Source organism: Bradyrhizobium sp. I71, from assembly GCF_022354745.1.
GTDB lineage: Bacteria > Pseudomonadota > Alphaproteobacteria > Rhizobiales > Xanthobacteraceae > Bradyrhizobium > Bradyrhizobium liaoningense.
In genome coordinates this window covers 6,134,258-6,151,789 of sequence record NZ_CP059398.1, presented here as the reverse complement: position 1 = coordinate 6,151,789, position 17,532 = coordinate 6,134,258, and the positions used below count along the sequence as shown (strand labels likewise).

The following is a 17,532-nucleotide window of genomic DNA, read 5'->3' as shown; positions in this document are numbered from 1 at the left end:
CGGTAAGTGGTAAGCGAAAGGGGAACGTTAAAGCGGCGCTCAATTCGAACCAAGTTAAATCCCTGCAAGCTGGCGTTCATGCGGCACTGGCGGGCTCCACCTGGTCGTGCGCGGAAGCGGTGATCGGGTGTGGGCCTTCCGTTTCACCGACCCCGAGGGCAAACGGGCGCAGATGGAGTTCGCCAAGGCTGGCGACCGCGACAGCGCAGGGGGTGACGTTCTGACCCTAAGCAGCGCGCGAGAAGGCACGCGAATACAAGGTTGCATTGAAGCGCCAGGGCATCGATCCGCGCGTCAAAGAGGAGTAAACTCAATGGCAGCTCTCCATCCGCGACGTGCCGAGCTTGCACGAGAAGGCCGCATGGCGCGGCAACCTCAAATACCTGCTGCCGTCGCCCCGCAAGCTGAATCGCAAAAAGGGACATCGGTCCGAGCCTTACACGAAGATGCCGCAAATGATGACAGGGCTGCGCTCTGATCCCGGCAATGCCGCGCGCTGCACAGAAGTCGGCATCCTCACCGTGTCGCGCAGCCAAGAAATCCGGCTCATGGAATGGACCGAGCTCGACTTCGAAGCAAAGACGTGGATGGTTCCAGCTGAGAAGATGAAGATAAAGGGCGACCTAGAGCCCAAACAGAATTTTCGCCGCGAAGTGCTTGAGTTCTGCTTGTCGCATCGTGTCGGCGATGATGCCGAACCGTCATATTGGGTCAGCAGGAACACCGCCCGCTTTAATGTAATCCGACACCGAGCAGGCGCTCGACCATCTTAGGGTCGTCGCGCAAGTGCGCGCACTCCCCACTCCAGACCGCCTTGCCCCGTTCAACCACCATGACCTGATCGGCAAACCGTAGTGCTCGTTCGATCTGCTGCTCGACCAAAACGATGGTCATCTCGCCAGAGCTCGCTAACGCCGTGATGATGTCCATGATTTGATCGCAGATCACCGGGGCGAGACCCTCAAGCGGTTCGTCCAAGAGGAGAACCGAGGGCCTTCCTAGCAGCGTTCTGGCAAGCGAAAGCATCTGTTGCTCGCCGCCCGATAACTGCGTCCCGAAGTGGCGCCGGCGTTCAGCCAGTCTCGGGAACATCACGTAGACCTCTTCAAGCGCCTCTCGACCTCGATCTTTGAGACCTGCGACCAGGTTTTCTTCCACCGTCAGCGACCGAAAAATGTCGCGTGTCTGCGGTACGTAGCCGAGACCTCGCTGAGCACGTGTAGATGCCTTGGAATCCGTGAGATCTGCTTCGCCCAGGAATACTTTCCCGCCATGATGGGTTGTCAGACCCATTAGCGATGCGAGCAAGGTCGTCTTGCCGACTCCGTTTCGACCAAGGACGCTGAGACGACCTCCAGGCAAGACCTCGAAAGACATGTCATCCACGACACGCGTGAGGCCATACCCAGCACTGAGACCTTTGACTTCAAGACGCGTGGCGGGCATCTGCGTAGCTACCTAGATAGGCTCGACGGACTTCCTGATGGTTCGTGACTTCTGTCGGATCGCCCTGGAAGATCAGCTTTCCGTTGGCGAGAACGAGCACACGGCGGGCAAATCTGAAGACCAGGTCCATGTCATGCTCGATCATCAAAACCGCAATATCAGAAGGCAATCTGTCGATCGCCTCGATGATCTTGGAAGACTCCTCTGACGGCACCCCTGCCGCGGGCTCATCCAGGAGCAGGACCTTCGGCTCAAGAGCAAGCCCGATTGCCAGGTCAAGAAGGCGCTGCTGACCGTACGCCAGTTGCGAGACCTGCCTGTCGGCTAGATGTGCGATACCGAGCGTTCCAAGGGCCCGTTCCCACTCCAGGCGAACGTCCGGCCGATCAATCGGGGAGGAAAACATATTTCTCGTGAGCCCCTTCCTTTGCATCACGGCGAGCGCGACGTTCTGTGCGACCGTCAGGCTCTTGAAGAGCCTCGTAATCTGAAATGTCCGGATCAAGCCGGCATCGACGCGATCGGAAATCGGTAGCGCGGTCACATCAACACCGGCGAGGTGTACGGCCCCTTGTGAAGGGGTCAAGTCACCGGAGATAACGTTGACGAGCGTGGTTTTGCCCGCGCCGTTCGGGCCAATCAATGCGACCCTTTCTCCCTTCCCGATACTGAAGGAGATATCATCGTTGACCCTCATCCCGCCGAAGGACATCGAAACGTTTCGCAGTTCAAGCAGGGACTGGCTCACGGGCGCCTCCTCAGCAGCGACGCGGTGCGACCAGCAAGCAAGCCCCCCAGGGATACCAGGCCTTTGGGGGCGAACAACACGACCGCAATCAGCAACGCACCGACCATGGTCATCCAATGGAATGGATTTGCAGCCGAGACATAGTGCTCGAACACCTGGAAGACGATGGATCCGATCAGCGCGCCCCAGAGACTGCCCGCGCCACCCAGGACGAGCATAACGAGAGCTTCAGCCGACCGCTCAAATCCGACGCTATCAAGTCCCACGACGCCTGTATTGATGGCGTTGAGAGCGCCACCAATTCCGCCAACAACCCCCGACACGCCATACATCAGCACGAGCCGGGGATACACGCGGGCACCGATCATCCGTGCCCGAAGGCTGTCATCCTTGATTGCCTGACAGAGAAGGCCGAAGGGAGAGTGCACGATTCGAAGCAGCACCACGAACACGACCATGAGCACCGCAACGGAGAATACGTAGCCGGTGCGCCCGTACATGTCGAAAGCATAGACCCCGAAGATTCGTCCAGGCGAAATGCCGGACAATCCGTCGCTTCCGCCCGTCAGGCTGGACAGTTTGTTGGCTAGCGCCGCGATGAGCTGTCCGACAGCAATGGACAGCACGAGCTGGGGGAGACCCTTGAACCTCGTGACAAGGAGCCCTGAGACCAGCCCCATCAGAGCACCGGCCACCGCCCCCACGAGCAACAGCAGCAGGGGATCGGAATGCCCGGCAAGGCAGGCGTTACCAACGACGTAGGCGCTCACACCGTAGATCGCCGCATGCCCCAGGGTGGCGACACCGCAATATCCCGTGACCAGATCGAGCGACAGCACCAGAAGCGCGATGCTGATCAGCCTTGTCAGAAACGCGAGGTCGTCCGGAAAAAGCGTATAGCCGAGCGCTCCGAGCACCAGCGTGATCACGACAGCGTGCAGCTCGAGCGGGACGGAGAAACGAGGCGCGCTCATGCCATCGACCATGATTCGATCGGTCACGTCAGTGCCTCCTGCCCAAAAGGCCGTTCGGAAACAGAAACACGACCAGGATGACCGCAAGATAGAAGAAGAACTCACCATATTCGGGTGCAAGGTACTTGCCGGTCGTGTCCGCAAGACCAAGCAATATCGATGCCGCCACGGCGCCTGGTATCGATCCTGCCCCGCCGACCGAGACGACGACAAGGAAAGTCACCATATATCTGAGCGCGTAAAATGGTTCGACGGGCAAGAGCTCGGCGCCCACCACACCCCCGAACGCCGCCAGGCCGACCGCAAGCGCGAACGTCGCGGAAAAAAGGATCTGCGTCTTGATTCCAAGCGACTCGGCCATGTCACCGTTGTCGACCGCGGCACGCAGCCGGATCCCGAACTCGGTGCGGTCGATCAGTAGCCAGAGCAAGCCTGCGGTGCACACTCCGCAAATCATCACGAAAATCCGATGAGCTGGGATCATTCGGAAGCCGAGATCGACGGGACCGCTCAGCAGCGGAGGCAGCGGAATGGATTTGGTTGTCGGGCCAAGAATGTAGTTGGCAACGCCGATGATGACGAACGCAATGCCGATCGTGAGCAAAATCTGGGTCAGCTCATCAGACTTGCGATAAATCCGGCGGTAGAGAAGAAACTCAAGCGGAAAGGCGATCACGATGGTGCCGAGGACCGCCAGGACAATCGCGATCGGATATCCAACTCCTGCGCTCTTGAGCGCAAAAGACGCGAGATATCCCCCGATCATCGCAAATGCGCCATGAGCAAGGTTCACTACCCTCATCAGGCCCATCATGATGGACAGCCCGATAGAGATGATGAAGAGCACCATGCCGTACGAGAGGGCATCCAGCCCGATGCTGAGAACCGTCCACGCCATTAGTTGAATACTTCCGCGGCTTTGAAATGTTGCGACCCCGACGCGTCACGCCCAATGGTGCCGCGGACCACCGTCATCAAGGTCTTGACCGACCGCAGGTCGACGGACGAGTCGAACGGGTCCTGATCCAAGGCGACCAGGTCCGCGGCGCTGCCAGCGCGAAGCGTGCCCCGCCAGCTCTTCTGGCGCAACACATCCGCGCCACCCTGCAAATAGCTCGCGATCGTCTGGCTGCGTGAGGGGGCCTCGTCCTGAACGCCGACAATGGCGCCATTTTGCGTCACCAGCGTATCGGCCGGAAGCCGGTCGCTGGCATCGCGATAGATGCGACCGCTGACGAAGCGAATAGACTGCGGCCGACCACTCATTCTGGGCCCTTCTCCGACACGATGAAGAGATTGCTCGCGAGATTTACTTCGCGAGCAATCCGCTCTAGTTCTTCGCTAGGCCCCAGTCCGGCTGCGCATCGAACGTTTGCAGTTCCTTGTTGAGGAACTTGCCGTCCTGCTTCACGACTTCGCGCAGATATACGTTCTGACGAATATGCCGGGTATCCGGATCGATCGACACGGGTCCGCGCGGACTGACCCATTTCATGCCCTTCACGGCCGCAAGGGCTTTGTCCGGATCCTTTTGACCGTTCGTGGCCTCAACCATCTTGTAGATGAGCCGAGCACCGTCATAAGCCGCGACCGACGCCATGGTGATGTCGTCAGGCTTGGCGCCAGCCTTGATCATATCGGCCAGGAAGGCCTTGTTCTCTGGAGAGTCGTGCGAGACCGCGTAGTGGTAAGTCGACAAGATGCCTTCGCCGCTGTCACCAATGTTCGGAAGATCCGGCTCGGTCACGACATCACCGGTGGACAGCAACTTCACGCCGGACGCTTTCAGTCCGTTGTCGATATAGGCCTTGACGAACCCCAGGGTCGGCGGACCGGCCGGCAAGAACGTGAAGATCATGTCTGCGCCGGAATCCTTGATCCTTTGCATGATTGGGCCGAAATCGGTTGTATTGAGCGGCATCCTGACCGATTGGACGATGGTGCCTCCATCTGCCTCGAACGTCTTCTTGAAGGCTGCTTCGGCATCAACGCCCGGACCGTAATCGCTGACGGCGATCGCCACCTTCTTGGCCGCTCTGGCCTTCGCCACCTTTGCCGCGGGGACCGTGTTCTGCCACATCGTAAAGGACGTCCGCACGATGTAGGGGCTCTTCTCGACGATCGCGGACGTAGCGGCGTTCATGACGATCATAGGTACCTTCGCTTCCTCAAGAAGTGGAGCGACGGCCAGCGCGTCCGGAGTGAAGTACAGTCCCGCGATGTATTGAACCTTCTCCTTGACGATCAACTCCTGAGCCAATGATTTCGACTTGGCAGGGTTCGGCGATTCTTCGTCGCGATAGACGAACTCGATCTGATGATCGCCGACTTTCGATCCATGCTTGGCCACCCAGGCGTCAATGCCGTACTTGAAATTCTGGCCGAACAAGGCATACGGACCGGACATGGTGCCAATGATCCCCACCTTGATCGTGTCGCACTGCGCCGGCGAGATCCAGGCGGTGGCAATCGCGACGGCCCCAACAAGTCCAAACCTCAAGCCCATGTCTCTCTTCTCCTGCTTCGGTGATGCCATTTCAGAACATTTCGAAATATTCTCGCTGCTCCCACTCGGTGACCGTCGATTGGAAGCGCTCGATTTCCGCGTTCTTGATGAAAACGTAGTAGTCGACGAATTTCTCTCCCAGAGCCTCGCGGAAGAAGGGGTCATCGCGCAACGCGAACACCGCCTCGCGCAAGGAGGTCGGTAGGAGGTTCGCCTTGGTCTCGTAGGGGGTGTCCGCCGACGGACCGGGATCGAGCTGGCGATCAATGCCGTTGAGGCCGGCCAGAATCTGCGACGCCATGTACAGATAGGGGTTTGCGGCCGGCTCGCCGATCCTGTTTTCGAGCCGGGTGGCTTTATCGTCGGGACCGCCCAGCACGCGGATCATGACGCCCCTGTTGTCGCGTCCCCAGATCGCCCGATCCGGAGCCAGCGAATAGGAACGGTAGCGCTTGTAGCCATTGATCGTCGGTGTCGAGAAGACCGCGGATGCCCTGGCATGCTCCAGCAGCCCCGCCATATAGTGCTTGCCAAGTTTCGACAGACCGGCCGGTTCGCTCGTCATGAACACGTTGGCGCCGTCTGTTCGGGAGACCAGCGATTGGTGAAGGTGCCACCCCGATGACATCACGTTCGGTATCCGCGGCCGACACATGAAGGTCGCGTGATAGCCGTGGCGGTTGCAGATCTGCTTCACTGCCGTGCGAAACAGTACCATCGTGTCCGCCGGCTCAATGCCGACGGTGGGCTGAAACACGAACTCGCACTGGCTCGGCCCGTATTCCACCTCGATCGACCGAAGCGGCAAGCCCAGCGCCACGATGTTTTGCCTGATCAGCTCGAGCGCAGGCTCCATCTGGTCATAACGTTGCTCCGTCAGGTACTGATAGCCCTGCGAAAGCAGGCTGACCTCCGGAGGCTCACCCGGTTGGCCGGGACTGCCGGCGTCCCTAGGTGCTAGCCGGGCATTCTCGACTTTGAAGATGTGGCATTCGACCTCGAGGCCCGCCTTGAAATCATAGCCCCGGTCCTTGAGCTGCCCCAGCACGGATTTGTACAGGCCCCTGGTAGCGAAGGGCACGGGTCGTCCGTCGGAGAAGTAGAGGTCGCAAAGCACCCACCCCGTTTTTGGTGCCCAGGGGAGAACCTTGAAGGTGGTGGGATCGGCGACCATCATGACGTCGCCTCCCCCCTGCATTTCGTTCATCCCAAACCCGCCGCCGGCGGTGAAGACGGGAAACACCGTGCGGTGAGAGGTATCTTTCGCGAGCAATGTCGTCGTTATCGAGCAGCCGCTCTCGATCGACGAGAGCGCCTCGGAAGCGACCAGCGCCTTGCCGCGCAAGATGCCGTGCTGGTCCGGAAAGGAGAGCCGGATCGTATGCAGCTCCTGCTCCTCCGCCATCCGCCGCATGCGGATGGCAGCCTCCTTCTGTTCGGCCGACCAGAGACCGTGCTTTTCGACGAAACTCAACGACATCTCCTTTGCTGAGCTGGGCCGGCCTGGGTTATTCGGCGGCGGTCAGGTGAGGCACCTTCTTGGCGAGCTCGGCGGGCACCGGCGCGGCCCAGGGAGCGCCCCGACGACGCCTGACGTCCACTTCCATCCAGTAGGTTTCCCAGCCCTTCGTCGGACCGATGCCGTCCATTGTGGCCGGCCCCTGGATGCTGCGCGCGCTGGCAGCGTCGAGGAACAACAGCGGCTTGCCCCCGGCGGCCACCTTCTCGATCTCCTGGCGAAGCAGCCGGCGGTACTGAACGATCGCCTTGTCGGATTGCCCGAGATGCTCACGCGTCCGGTCCTGAATGGCGCCCATCGACTCGACGGCCCACTGGTCATGGACGTTGATGTCCGCGCCCATGCCGGTGTAAGTCTCGGTCGCCTGCTCGTGCGGGTCGAAGCCGTAGTCGTTCGACTTGTTCTTCCGCGAGCGGTATTCCGGCAACTCGTAAAGCTCGAGGCGCTGCGCGCGCATTTTCGCCTTGTCGACGGGCGCGGCGTAGCTGGTGAAAATCGCATACCAATAGCAATTCTCGTCGTCGACGGGCACATGCCACTGGGTAATCGTCATCTCCGTGCTCATCGGAATGACGAACGCATGCGGGAACAGCTGGTTGGTGACGCGAACGTGGGTGCGCTGCTCGTCGATTTCTCGCAAGGCGATGAGCCGCAGGCCGTATTCGGTGTGCTCGACGTTGATGATCGGCCGGTCGTACTCGCGCAGGACCTTCGTCATGGGCATTTCCGAGTCGGCCGACGCACCGCGAAACTGCTTGCCGTAGGCCGCCGATGTATCCTCATCCTCGAAGAACCGGTGAAGGAACGAGGCATGAGCCGGGTCGATGCCGACTTCCAGGGCCTGCAGCCAATTGCATTCGATCAGGCCCTTGAAGGCGAAGGTGTATTCGCCCGGCGCCGCGAAGCAGTCGATCTCCGGAAACGCCGGCGGCTCGCCTTCACCCAAATACGCCCACAGGATTCCACCCTTCTCCAGGACGGGGTAGGACCGCTGCTTGATGTTCTTGCAGAGCGAGGAGTTTGCAGGCTCGGCGGGCGTCTCGAGACACTGTCCCGTGGTGTCAAACAGCCACCCGTGGAAGGCGCAGCGCAGGCCGCCGTTCTCGAGCCGGCCGAAGGCAAGGTCGGCGCCCCGATGCGGGCAGTCGCGATCGAGCAGACCATAGCGCCCCGTTTCGTCCTTGAACAGAACGAGGTTCTCACCGAGAAGCTTGACGGCCTTGATGGGGCGTCCCTCCTCGAGTTCGTCGACAAGTGCAGCAGGCTGCCAATACATCCGCATCAGCTTTCCCGCAGGCGCCTTTGGTCCGACGCGGGTAATGAGGTCGTTCTGCTCTTGGCTCATCATGACTTGGGTCTCCTCTCTCCGGCTTCGAGATGCGTCCTCTTGCTATCGGGACGCAGACTAACGCTGAAACACGATCTTGCCGCCGACAATCGTCAGGTCGGCTTTGATGTCTTTGATCTGTTCCTCGGGGACCGTCATGAGGTCCGCCGACAACGCGGTCAGATCCGCGAGTTTTCCGGCCTCGATCGTCCCCTTCTCGTTCTCTTCGAACATGTAGTGCGATGCCGCGCTGGTGTAGAGGCGCAGCGCCTGCTCGCGGCTGACGGCTTCGTTCGCTCCATAAACGCGTCCGGCAGGATCCTTGCGGGTCACCATGATGTACATGTTGATGAAGGGATTGATCGTGTTCACCGGGAAGTCGGTGCCTGCGCCGAGGCTGTTCAGCCCCACCTTCTCGATGAGAGTTTTCGTGGGCACAGCCCGATTGGCGACCGCCGCACCCAGGAAACGCTCGACGGCGGTCGCCTTGTCCCACATGAACACGTTCTGGAAGTCGACTCTGACGCCGAGGCGCTTCGCGCGCTCCATTTGCTCGGGCACGATCAAGCTTCCATGGATCAGAACGAAACGACGATCCTTGATCGATTTTTCCTTGTCGGCTGCTTCGAAGGCATCAAGGACCTGGTCGATGCCCTTGTCGCCGACGGCATGAACACCCACGCGCCAATTGTGGCGATTGCAAATGGACACCAGCTCCTTGAGACGTTGCGGCGATTGCTGGGCAATGCCGTGGTAGTCATCATGCGAGTCCGGATAGGCCTCGCGCATGAGCGCCGTCTTGAGCGTCATGCCGCCATCGTAAAGGATCTTGATTCCGGCGAACTTCAGCCAGTCATCGCCAAAGCCCGACGAGGCGCCGTTGCCGCGCATGATGTCCTCCCAGGCTGCGTTCTCGGCGGGGGGCTCCGGGCGCCACATGAGACCGACCCGTAGCGTTGCTTCACCGGCCTGCGCCACTCGCTGCAGGGCCGCGATGTCTCTGGGCGAGGTGGCCCCTTCTACGGCGCTGGTGATCCCGAACGAGTTTAGCACACCTTCCGCGAGCTTGAATTGGCGAAACTCGTCGTCCGCTGTCCACTCCGGAACGGCCTTTTCGACCTTGTCGATCGCCGTCTCGACCAGAACGCCGGTCAGCTCACCAGCACTGTCGCGCTCAAACGATCCGCCGCTTGGGTTTGGGGTGGCCTTGGTTACGCCGGCCTTCTCGAGCGCCATCGAATTGGCCATCGAGAAGTGGCCAACGGTCCGGAGATAGACCGGATTGTTCGGCGCGACGCCATCGATCTCCTGACGTGTCAGGTAGCGCTTTTCCGCGAGCTGTGACGGGGGATGCCAGGCGCTTCCGATGATCCACTCGCCGGGCTTCTTCTTCGCCACGAACTGCTTGATGCTTGCGAGGGCATCCGCAACAGTCTTGGCGCCGCTCATATTCACGACGTAGTCCGACAGACCGGCGGCCCTGAAATGCGTGTGCGTGTCGATCAGCCCGGGAACGACAGTCTTGCCCTGCAAGTCGATTGTACGGGTGCGATTTCCGGCCAACGCCTTGATCGTCGCCGTGTCTCCTACGGCCAAGATTTTTCCGTCGCGAACGGCAAGCGCTTCCGCAACCTTTGACTGACCGTCCATGGTGAAAATCTTGCCATTGATCAAGGCAAGCGAGGGAGCATTGGCCTCCTGCTGCTGGGCAAACGCCGCGCTTGATGTCAGCACCACTCCCACGATCGCTGTCGTCAGCTTCATTGCGCCCTTCCTGCTTGTTCGATAGACGAACAAAGGTTCGATTTAACTCAGAATGACTCCAATGTGACGAGCAGGCAAGCAAAATATTTCCGCAAAATGTGCCTAATGGAACCGCAGCCGCGGCGACCAGATCGATATTGAGGGGCTCCTAGAATTGCTGTAACCGGTAATCGAACTTATGTTCTTAGACCGAACAGCCACAACGAACGGAGGTCGAATGCCGCGAGTGAGATTTGTCCAGCAGGACGGCAGCGAAAAATCCATCGAGGTCGGACGCGACCTGAGCGTGACGCTCGCGGCCGTTCGCAACGGTATTCCCGGCATTGACGGCGAATGCGGCGGCTCCCTCGATTGCGCGACCTGCCACGTCTACGTCGACGAAGAACAAACAAGCTCTCTCCCTCAGCCGAGCGAAGAAGAGCTCGAGTTGCTATCCGCCGTCTCGGGAGAGCGAAAGCCGAACAGTCGGCTGAGTTGCCAGCTGAAGGTGTTGGCCCCTCTCGACGAGCTGGTGGTCCATGTGCCGGCGAGGCGGTCATGACCGGGCTGGTCATCATCGGCGCCTCATATGCCGGGATTCAAGCCGCTCTCACTGCTCGTGACGCCGGCTATTCTCAGCCCATCACCATTGTGTGCGACGAAGAGTGGTTGCCGTATCAGAGGCCGCCGCTATCCAAGGACTTCCTTCTCGGGCGCATCAGCGAGCAAAACCTGATCTTGCGCGACGAGACTTTCTTCGAAGGCAAGCAGATCAATCTCGTTCTTGGGCAGCGCGCCACGCTGCTTGACTTGCGCGCGCGGCAGGTCACTCTGGCCGGCGACAACGCTCTGGAGTTTGAAAAACTCCTCATCGCCACAGGCTCGCGCGCGCGGCGCATCGCGGTCGAGGGCGCGGACTTCGATGGAATTTTCTATCTGCGTTCGGTGACCGATGCGATCGACCTGAAAGCACGGCTGGCCGATGCCGCGGAGATCGTCATTGTCGGGGGCGGCTTTATAGGGCTGGAAGTTGCGGCCTCCGCGGCAAAGCTGGGCAAGAAGGTCACCGTCGTAGAAGCGAGCAGCCGCCTGCTTGAGCGTGCGGTCTCGCCGATCTTGTCGACCTTTCTTCTTGATACGCATTTGCGGGCTGGCGTCGACGTGAAGCTCGACGAAACGGTTACCTCCTTCAAAGGAAACGATCGAAAAGTTTCCGCTGTCGTGCTGGGCAACGGTGCCAGTGTCCGCGCCGACCTGGTGCTGGTGGGGATTGGTGGTGTCGCCAATGACGAGATCGCGCGCTCGGCGGGGCTTAGATGCACGAATGGAATTGTTGTTGACGAGCACGGACAATCCGAAACATCGGACATTTTCGCGGCCGGTGACTGCGCCAACCACTTCAACCGCTTTTGCGAAAGCTGGGTCAGATTGGAATCGGTGCAAAACGCCCAGGATCAAGCGAAGGCCGCTGGACTGGCGATCGCCGGCGATCGAGCGCCCTATGAGAGTGTGCCGAGGTTCTGGTCCGACCAATATGACGTCAAGCTGCAGATCGTCGGGCTGGCCGGACAGTATGATCGGCAGGCGGTCCGAGGTTCGGTCGACGACGGAAGGTTCTCGGTCTTCTACTTTCGCCAGGGCCGATTGGTCGCGGTGGACAGCGTCAACCGGCCAGGCGAGCAAATGGCAGCCCGGCGCCTGATTGCCGCGGGGATCTCCCCTGCACCGGAGCAGGCCGCAGACGCTTCCTTTGACCTCAAATCCCTGGTGACAGCCGGAGACAAGGCTGGCGCCTAGCGTGCGGATTTGTGATGGTTCTCACTTCCGAGAGGCCGCCGACAGGGACCGCCCAATAGAATGCCGAGGCTGAAGCGTACGGAAGAAGAGGAAAAGGCGCGGGAGGGAAGCGAGTTCATCGAGAGCCTGGATCGGGGTCTTCGCGTGATACAGTCCTTTGGCATCGATCGCCGTCCAATGACCCTCAGCGACCTGTCCAAGAGCGCGAATCTTCCGCGTGCGACGGTGCGCCGGATCCTGATGACCCTCGTAAAATCCGGATTCGTCGTGAGCGACGAGCGGTTGTTTTCGCTGACGCCCAGGGTACTGCTTTTGGCTTCAGCCTATTTGACGTCGAACCAAATCAGCACCGTGATGCAGCCGTTGATGGACGAGGTCGCCGGCAAGGCCAAGGAGGTCTGCTCCCTTGCGATCCTTGATGGCGAAGAGGTCGTTTTTATCGCCCGCTCGAGTCCGGCGCGGGTATTCTCGAGCGGACTGGACATAGGATATCGGCTGCCGGCTTTCTGCACGTCAGTGGGACGCGTTCTGCTGGGCAGATTGGCAAACGACGAGCTGACGAGAACGGTCGACGGCATGAAGCTGGCGGCTCAGACCCAGTCGACGCTGCTCGACAAATCGGCAGTGATTGCGACAATCATTGCCGACCGCACCAAAGGGTATAGCCTTGTCGATCAGGAAGCCGAAGAGGGCTTTCGCTCCATATCGGTGCCAATTCGCCGCTACGATGGCGCCGTCATCGCAGCCGCAAATATTGGCGCTCATGTCGATCGCATCACGACCGGTGAGATGATCGATCGCTTCCTGCCTCTCCTCAAAGAGATGTCCCTCGCCGCGCAGCCCCTGCTCGTCTGAGAAGCTGCCGCCTTTTGGCGAGCACCCGTCATTTCAGCCGTTTCTTGTAGGCGACCGGGTCCATGTCACGGACATCCACGCTTATGCTGACCACATCCGGGCATCGCTCTGTCATCGTCCGTCGAAGGCTCGTACTCAGCTCAACCTTCTGGTCGGGCGATCGACCTTCGAGCAAGTAGACCGACAGATGCACGAAGCTGTCACGCTTCCCGGCAACCAGGAAATCGTTGTAGACGCACGCCCGCACCTTGACGTCCTCCGCCTTCATGATCCCCGTTCGCCAAGCGGCTTCAAAGAGCGCTTCCATCAAGCCTGTTACGTCGTCGCGAGCGAGCGCCCCTTCCGAGTATTCGATCACCAAGTGCGGCATGACGTTGTTCTCGTTTTTAGGTCGCGCTCATGAGATGGCCTCACCGTCGTAGACCGTTCGCCCCCCAACGATGGTCCGTACAGCCGTGATGTCCTTGATGCTTTCTTCCGGGATCGTCATGATATCGTCGGACAGAACAACCATGTCGGCATACTTGCCCGGTTCTATTGATCCGACTTTGTCCTCTGAAAACGAGTATCGAGATGCTGCGCTCGTGTAGAGCTGGATAGCTTCCTTCCGGCTGATCCGTTCGCCTTCTCCATACACGTCGCCATTCTTGTCGCGGCGGGTCACCATGACATACATATTGACGAATGGATTTAGGAGGTTGATCGGATAGTCGGTACCTTGCCCAATCAACTTCAAGCCCATGATGTCGATCATGGTTCGCATGGGGAAGGCCCGGTCGGCGGTATCTTTGCCGAGAAATTTCGCCACGACAGCCGCCTTGTCCCAGAGGAACGAGGTCTGCGCATCGACACGCACGTCTAATTTCTTGGCACGCTGCATTTGATCTGGTCGCATCAGACTGCCATGGATGACGATAAAGCGCCTTCCCTTGATAGATCTCTCAGCATCCGCGAGCTCGTAGGCGTCCAAGACACGGTCGATGGCGGCGTCCCCAACGGCGTGAACACCGACGCGCCAGCCATAGCGATTGGCCGCTGCAACCAGGGCATTGAACCTGGATGGCTCGATAACGATGGTCCCCTTGTATTCGCGATCGTCGGGGTAACCGTCCCGCATCGCGGCTGTTCGCAATGTCATCCCGCCGTCGATCTGAAGCTTGACGCCGGAATAGCTCAACCAATCGTCGCCGAAGTCTGAAGCTGCGCCGATGCGAGAGAAGAACAGCTCCCATTCTTCGATCGTCATGCTGGGATTGAGGCCGCCCGTCGGCGCGTACATGGCACTGATGCGCAAAGACGCCTGTCCGGTTTGCCGGACTCGCTGATGGGCGCGGAAAGTTGCGGGATCGACTGCCGCGCTAATTGCGGAGGTCAGCCCAAATTGATTGAAGTATTGCATCGCGAACTTCATCTGCTCATCGCGATCCTCGTCCGACCATTCGGGCAGAAGGTCGTGAACAAGGTCCTCCGCGGCCTCCTCCAACGTACCATTCGGCTCGCCGGTGGATCTGTCGCGATGGATGATCCCGCCATCCGGATCAGGCGTGTCCTTCGTTATTTTCGCGAGGGCCAATGCCTCCGAGTTGACGAGAGTGAAGTGGCCAATCGGCAAGCACACCGGATTGTGGGGAGCCGCCCGATCGAGCTCCTCGCGCGTCAAGAAGCGCTTTTCGACCAATTGCGAGACCGGGTGCCATTGTGCACCGCGCACCCATTTCCCCTTGGGCAATCTGCGAGCGTGCTCCCCGATACGGGTCAATGCCTGCTCGACCGTGGTGACGTCGTTCAGCTGCACCGTGTACTTGATCAATCCCGCCCGCTCGACATGAGCATGGGTATCGATCAGGCCCGGAAGGACGGTTCGACCGTCCAAATCAATAATGGCCGTGTTCGGGCCCGCGAGCGCAGATATTTCATCGATCTTGCCGACCGCGACGAAGCGGCCGTCTCTCACGGCGACCGCGCTCGCCACGCCGAACAGCGGGTCAACCTTGAGGAACTTGCCGTTGGTGTAAATCGTATCGGGCGCGCCGATGGACTCGCTGCGGTTCGCGCCGCGGGCACCATGGCCACGTGAATCCATCATTCCCATCTCATCTTGTTGTTTGTTCGACTAACGAACATATGTTCGGAATCTACACGTCCGGTTTGCGATTGTCAAAAAGACCAGGCTTTGGCCGATCTTCGAGGACGACACCTGCACTGCATGGATCGTGCTGAGCGAAATCATTCAGTCGACAGCGGGGCATCCGACAAGCAGGATCGCTCCGGCCGGCGATCACAGCTGCTCTCGCGCTTTGGTGCGCGTTGCCCCTGATTGTCCCCGCGCGGCGTCTATCGCAGTGTCGCTGCCCTCAGGGCGGATATCACCTCGTCATCGAACGACACAATGCCGATCCGAAACCATTCCGATGGACCAAGTCCGCTGATGGCATCCTTGCTTCCAGCGAGCGCTTCTGCCGATACAATGCCCCGGCAGAAAACGGAGCGATGTTGCGAACTTCTGGTTCAGGACACTAGCTTTCGCGCATCGCATTCGAGGAGACGCGTACTTCTTCAGTCGAGATCGAACCGCTGTCAACCAGAAGCGCGACCGCTCCACCGGTCAGCGGCAGTTCGCCAGTGTCTTTAACGGTGAACATCTTCTTGCCGTCGACATACGTCTCGATACACGTGCCGGCCACGCGCAGCTCAACTTTGTATTTGCGGTCGAGTTGCCAAGCGAATGGCTCGCTGGCGAGCACGATCTCGTCGTGCACACGCTTGACCAGGCGCACACGGCCCCCTCGACGCGATCGAACATGACTGCATAATACCGCTCACGCCCCTGAACGCGGGCGGCGAGACCCCACGCGTTCGCCAGCATCTGCACGAGCTCGTCCCTCTCGTCGAGCTGACGACGCTGCTGGGCGTCTCGCGCACCCCCGTCCGCGCGGCGCTTCAGAAGCTCGCATCGGAGGGACTGCTCGATTACACGCCCAACCCCGGCTATACGCTGCGGGAATTCTCAATCGACGAAGTGATCAGCGCCTATGAAGTGCGATCCGTGCTGGAGGGCCTTGCGGCGCGACTCAGCGCCGAGCGCGGGCTTAACGTCGGCGAGATAGGGACCTTACAACAGGCGCTCCGGGACGGCGACGATTTGCTTCGCAATGGGCAGATCACCGACGAGCATCGATCTGAGTATAGCCGGATCAATGCATCTTTCCACGTCACGATCCATGCGTCTGCCGGTTCGCGGCTCCTCAACGACATGGTCTATCCGTGTCAGCAGGTGCCGGTCTCGTCGCCACGCAATGTCGTGGCGTTTGAAGAAGGAGACGTTCGCCGCCGCCACGAGGATCACCATCGCATCTTCGAGGCGATCGTTGGGCGCGAGCCCACGAAGACCGCGCGGCGGCTCCGCCGCTAGCATCAATATGGCACCATCTCTTCGTTTTTCGATCGTCGAGCGACACTTGCCATTCGGACGGCCAGTCCCTCCGATGGATGCTCGATCGTTCGAAAATAGTTGATGGCGAGCAGGTGCTCGCCGCTCACGACATCCCCCAAAGAGTTCATGTGCGCCACGGGAATGTCAGCTTCGGCAAGAATGCCGATCCACTCCGCCGTCGTGCGGGTTGCCAGCACGCTGGCCAGATATCCGTAGACTTGTGAGCGAGCCGCTCGCTTTGCGAGGAGAACCGCTTGTCGTTCTCGAAAACAACCGGCTGCCCGATAGCTGCGAAGAAACTCCGCCAGTGCTTGTCCGTGTGGACGAGCGGGCAGATATACCCGTCTCGCATCCGGTGCGGGCGACGGTTGTGCGCCAGGCTGCGCTGATAGCCGACTCCGCCGACTTATGCAGCAGCGCTCATCCCCGCGTCGCGGGCCTCCGCGCCTTTCGCGCTTTACGGTTGTTCGACAGCCCGCTTGCGAATACCTGAGTCGCCGCGATCAGCGTCTCGATCGCGTGCGACGATCTGGTCCTGTTCGGCTTCGCCAGCTCCTGCAACAATAGTCCATCGATACCGGCCAGCATGAACCGCGCAACGTCGGCGCACTCAGCCGCATCGAGCTCGCCGGTGCGCCCAGCAACGCCCTGCAGGATGTCCTGATAGACCTTGATATATGCATCATATTGATAACCCGCGAGCCCGACTGCATCGTCGCGGCGGAGCGCGTACAAGGTTAGCTCGTACTGCACGATCTGCAGCTCGAGCGTTCGCGTCAGATAGCGCCAGCCGGCACGCAGGGACCCGCGGATGCAGCTTGCGATGTCAGCCGCCTCGCCGGTCTCCTCGCGCAGCGCCGTGGTCGTCTCATCGATCAGATGTTCGAGCACCGCAAGCAGCAGCGCGCTCTTGCTCTCGAAATGGTAGTGCAGCGTGGCGAGGCGAACGCCGGCACCGGCCGCGATGTCGCGGGTCGTCGTCGCCGCGACGCCCCCGGTCGCGAGCGCCTGCAAGGCGCCGACGATGATCTGGCGTCGCGTCCGTTCGCCCTTGGCGCCGACCTGCTCACGTGCCGCAGTTGTCATCCGTCTCTCCAATGCGCGCGCGATTGTCTATCCCGTGGCGCACAAATTTGCATGTTGCACAAAATTGGTCATTTGACCAGTTTTGGCTCCTGTGTTTA

The 17,532-nt window shown here is 60.1% G+C and carries 18 protein-coding genes and 3 pseudogenes; 7 read left to right on the top strand and 14 right to left on the bottom strand.

Annotated elements, in window-relative coordinates; all coding sequences use genetic code 11:
• Positions 1-344: 344 nt before the first annotated feature.
• Entirely contained in the window at positions 345-773 is a 429-nt protein-coding gene (locus FJV43_RS29445) for a hypothetical protein (protein ID WP_239622486.1), read from the top strand.
• Here FJV43_RS29445 and FJV43_RS29440 read toward each other — a convergent pair.
• From FJV43_RS29440 to FJV43_RS29400, 9 genes are all read right to left on the bottom strand, one after another.
• Positions 733-1,446 (bottom strand): ABC transporter ATP-binding protein, encoded by a 714-nt coding sequence (locus FJV43_RS29440; RefSeq protein ID WP_239622485.1) that lies wholly within the window; start codon positions 1,444-1,446, stop codon positions 733-735. The genes FJV43_RS29445 and FJV43_RS29440 overlap by 41 nt on opposite strands.
• Positions 1,427-2,158, bottom strand: coding sequence for an ABC transporter ATP-binding protein (locus FJV43_RS29435; protein WP_239629663.1), 732 nt, complete (start codon positions 2,156-2,158; stop codon positions 1,427-1,429). The genes FJV43_RS29440 and FJV43_RS29435 overlap by 20 nt, the downstream gene beginning before the upstream one ends.
• Before the next feature lie 32 nt (positions 2,159-2,190).
• The gene (locus FJV43_RS29430) at positions 2,191-3,168 is read right to left on the bottom strand and encodes a branched-chain amino acid ABC transporter permease (protein WP_239629661.1); all 978 of its coding nucleotides are present in this window, start codon (positions 3,166-3,168) and stop codon (positions 2,191-2,193) included.
• 28 nt (positions 3,169-3,196) lie between these two features.
• Complete coding sequence (locus FJV43_RS29425) at positions 3,197-4,066, bottom strand: branched-chain amino acid ABC transporter permease (protein ID WP_239622484.1); 870 nt, start codon at positions 4,064-4,066, stop codon at positions 3,197-3,199.
• Positions 4,066-4,434 carry an amidohydrolase family protein gene (locus tag FJV43_RS29420; RefSeq protein ID WP_239622483.1) on the bottom strand — a complete coding sequence of 123 codons (369 nt, stop codon included), beginning with the start codon at positions 4,432-4,434 and terminating at the stop codon, positions 4,066-4,068. The genes FJV43_RS29425 and FJV43_RS29420 overlap by 1 nt, the downstream gene beginning before the upstream one ends.
• 64 nt (positions 4,435-4,498) lie before the next feature.
• Positions 4,499-5,674: an ABC transporter substrate-binding protein gene (locus FJV43_RS29415; RefSeq protein WP_239622482.1), complete on the bottom strand. Its 1,176-nt coding sequence runs from the start codon at positions 5,672-5,674 to the stop codon at positions 4,499-4,501.
• 31 nt (positions 5,675-5,705) lie between these two features.
• A complete protein-coding gene (locus FJV43_RS29410; RefSeq protein ID WP_239622481.1) occupies positions 5,706-7,148 on the bottom strand; it encodes a glutamine synthetase family protein in 1,443 nt (480 codons plus the stop codon).
• A gap of 34 nt (positions 7,149-7,182) precedes the next feature.
• Positions 7,183-8,541: an aromatic ring-hydroxylating dioxygenase subunit alpha gene (locus FJV43_RS29405; RefSeq protein WP_239622480.1), complete on the bottom strand. Its 1,359-nt coding sequence runs from the start codon at positions 8,539-8,541 to the stop codon at positions 7,183-7,185.
• 57 nt (positions 8,542-8,598) lie between these two features.
• Positions 8,599-10,284, bottom strand: coding sequence for an amidohydrolase (locus FJV43_RS29400; protein WP_239622479.1), 1,686 nt, complete (start codon positions 10,282-10,284; stop codon positions 8,599-8,601).
• Positions 10,285-10,501: 217 nt separating this feature from the next.
• Between FJV43_RS29400 and FJV43_RS29395 the strand changes: the two genes are divergently transcribed.
• The 3 genes from FJV43_RS29395 to FJV43_RS29385 are packed head-to-tail and all read left to right on the top strand — an operon-like array spanning position 10,502 to position 12,915.
• A complete protein-coding gene (locus FJV43_RS29395) occupies positions 10,502-10,825 on the top strand; it encodes a 2Fe-2S iron-sulfur cluster-binding protein (protein WP_239622478.1) in 324 nt (107 codons plus the stop codon).
• A complete protein-coding gene (locus FJV43_RS29390) occupies positions 10,822-12,060 on the top strand; it encodes an FAD-dependent oxidoreductase (protein ID WP_239622477.1) in 1,239 nt (412 codons plus the stop codon). The genes FJV43_RS29395 and FJV43_RS29390 overlap by 4 nt, the downstream gene beginning before the upstream one ends.
• A gap of 60 nt (positions 12,061-12,120) precedes the next feature.
• Positions 12,121-12,915: an IclR family transcriptional regulator C-terminal domain-containing protein gene (locus FJV43_RS29385; RefSeq protein ID WP_239622476.1), complete on the top strand. Its 795-nt coding sequence runs from the start codon at positions 12,121-12,123 to the stop codon at positions 12,913-12,915.
• A 28-nt stretch (positions 12,916-12,943) separates the two neighbouring features.
• Here the strand turns inward: FJV43_RS29385 and FJV43_RS29380 are convergent, their stop codons facing one another.
• Both FJV43_RS29380 and FJV43_RS29375 read right to left on the bottom strand, forming a co-directional pair.
• Positions 12,944-13,285, bottom strand: coding sequence for a 5-carboxymethyl-2-hydroxymuconate Delta-isomerase (locus FJV43_RS29380; RefSeq protein WP_028182201.1), 342 nt, complete (start codon positions 13,283-13,285; stop codon positions 12,944-12,946).
• Positions 13,286-13,312: 27 nt separating this feature from the next.
• A complete protein-coding gene (locus FJV43_RS29375; RefSeq protein ID WP_239622475.1) occupies positions 13,313-15,001 on the bottom strand; it encodes an amidohydrolase in 1,689 nt (562 codons plus the stop codon).
• Between the two features lie 290 nt (positions 15,002-15,291).
• Here FJV43_RS29375 and FJV43_RS29370 point away from each other — a divergent pair.
• A pseudogene (locus FJV43_RS29370) lies at positions 15,292-15,435 on the top strand (IS630 family transposase); the annotation flags it as partial.
• Here FJV43_RS29370 and FJV43_RS29365 read toward each other — a convergent pair.
• A complete protein-coding gene (locus FJV43_RS29365; protein ID WP_239622474.1) occupies positions 15,432-15,692 on the bottom strand; it encodes a hypothetical protein in 261 nt (86 codons plus the stop codon). The pseudogene FJV43_RS29370 and the gene FJV43_RS29365 overlap by 4 nt on opposite strands.
• Positions 15,693-15,709: 17 nt before the next feature.
• Between FJV43_RS29365 and FJV43_RS37275 the strand changes: the two are divergent.
• Together FJV43_RS37275 and FJV43_RS29355 are read left to right on the top strand one after the other, a co-directional pair.
• A pseudogene (locus tag FJV43_RS37275) lies at positions 15,710-15,850 on the top strand (hypothetical protein); the annotation flags it as partial.
• Between the two features lie 84 nt (positions 15,851-15,934).
• On the top strand, positions 15,935-16,327 hold the full coding sequence (locus FJV43_RS29355) for an FCD domain-containing protein (protein WP_239622473.1): 393 nt from the start codon (positions 15,935-15,937) through the stop codon (positions 16,325-16,327).
• Between the two features lie 2 nt (positions 16,328-16,329).
• Here FJV43_RS29355 and FJV43_RS29350 read toward each other — a convergent pair.
• Positions 16,330-16,700, bottom strand: a pseudogene (locus FJV43_RS29350) (CoA transferase).
• Between the two features lie 68 nt (positions 16,701-16,768).
• Positions 16,769-17,434 carry a TetR/AcrR family transcriptional regulator gene (locus FJV43_RS29345; RefSeq protein ID WP_239622472.1) on the bottom strand — a complete coding sequence of 222 codons (666 nt, stop codon included), beginning with the start codon at positions 17,432-17,434 and terminating at the stop codon, positions 16,769-16,771.
• Positions 17,435-17,532: the final 98 nt, after the last annotated feature.

Coding starts and splice junctions, on each gene's coding strand:
- FJV43_RS29440 (WP_239622485.1), bottom strand. CDS start 1,446: ATGCCCGCCACGCGTCTTGAAGTCAAAGGTCTCAGTGCTGGGTATGGC.
- FJV43_RS29435 (WP_239629663.1), bottom strand. CDS start 2,158: ATGTCCTTCGGCGGGATGAGGGTCAACGATGATATCTCCTTCAGTATC.
- FJV43_RS29430 (WP_239629661.1), bottom strand. CDS start 3,168: ATGAGCGCGCCTCGTTTCTCCGTCCCGCTCGAGCTGCACGCTGTCGTG.
- FJV43_RS29425 (WP_239622484.1), bottom strand. CDS start 4,066: ATGGCGTGGACGGTTCTCAGCATCGGGCTGGATGCCCTCTCGTACGGC.
- FJV43_RS29420 (WP_239622483.1), bottom strand. CDS start 4,434: ATGAGTGGTCGGCCGCAGTCTATTCGCTTCGTCAGCGGTCGCATCTAT.
- FJV43_RS29415 (WP_239622482.1), bottom strand. CDS start 5,674: ATGGGCTTGAGGTTTGGACTTGTTGGGGCCGTCGCGATTGCCACCGCC.
- FJV43_RS29405 (WP_239622480.1), bottom strand. CDS start 8,541: ATGATGAGCCAAGAGCAGAACGACCTCATTACCCGCGTCGGACCAAAG.
- FJV43_RS29400 (WP_239622479.1), bottom strand. CDS start 10,284: ATGAAGCTGACGACAGCGATCGTGGGAGTGGTGCTGACATCAAGCGCG.
- FJV43_RS29395 (WP_239622478.1), top strand. CDS start 10,502: ATGCCGCGAGTGAGATTTGTCCAGCAGGACGGCAGCGAAAAATCCATC.
- FJV43_RS29390 (WP_239622477.1), top strand. CDS start 10,822: ATGACCGGGCTGGTCATCATCGGCGCCTCATATGCCGGGATTCAAGCC.
- FJV43_RS29385 (WP_239622476.1), top strand. CDS start 12,121: ATGCCGAGGCTGAAGCGTACGGAAGAAGAGGAAAAGGCGCGGGAGGGA.
- FJV43_RS29380 (WP_028182201.1), bottom strand. CDS start 13,285: ATGCCGCACTTGGTGATCGAATACTCGGAAGGGGCGCTCGCTCGCGAC.
- FJV43_RS29375 (WP_239622475.1), bottom strand. CDS start 15,001: ATGATGGATTCACGTGGCCATGGTGCCCGCGGCGCGAACCGCAGCGAG.
- FJV43_RS29345 (WP_239622472.1), bottom strand. CDS start 17,434: ATGACAACTGCGGCACGTGAGCAGGTCGGCGCCAAGGGCGAACGGACG.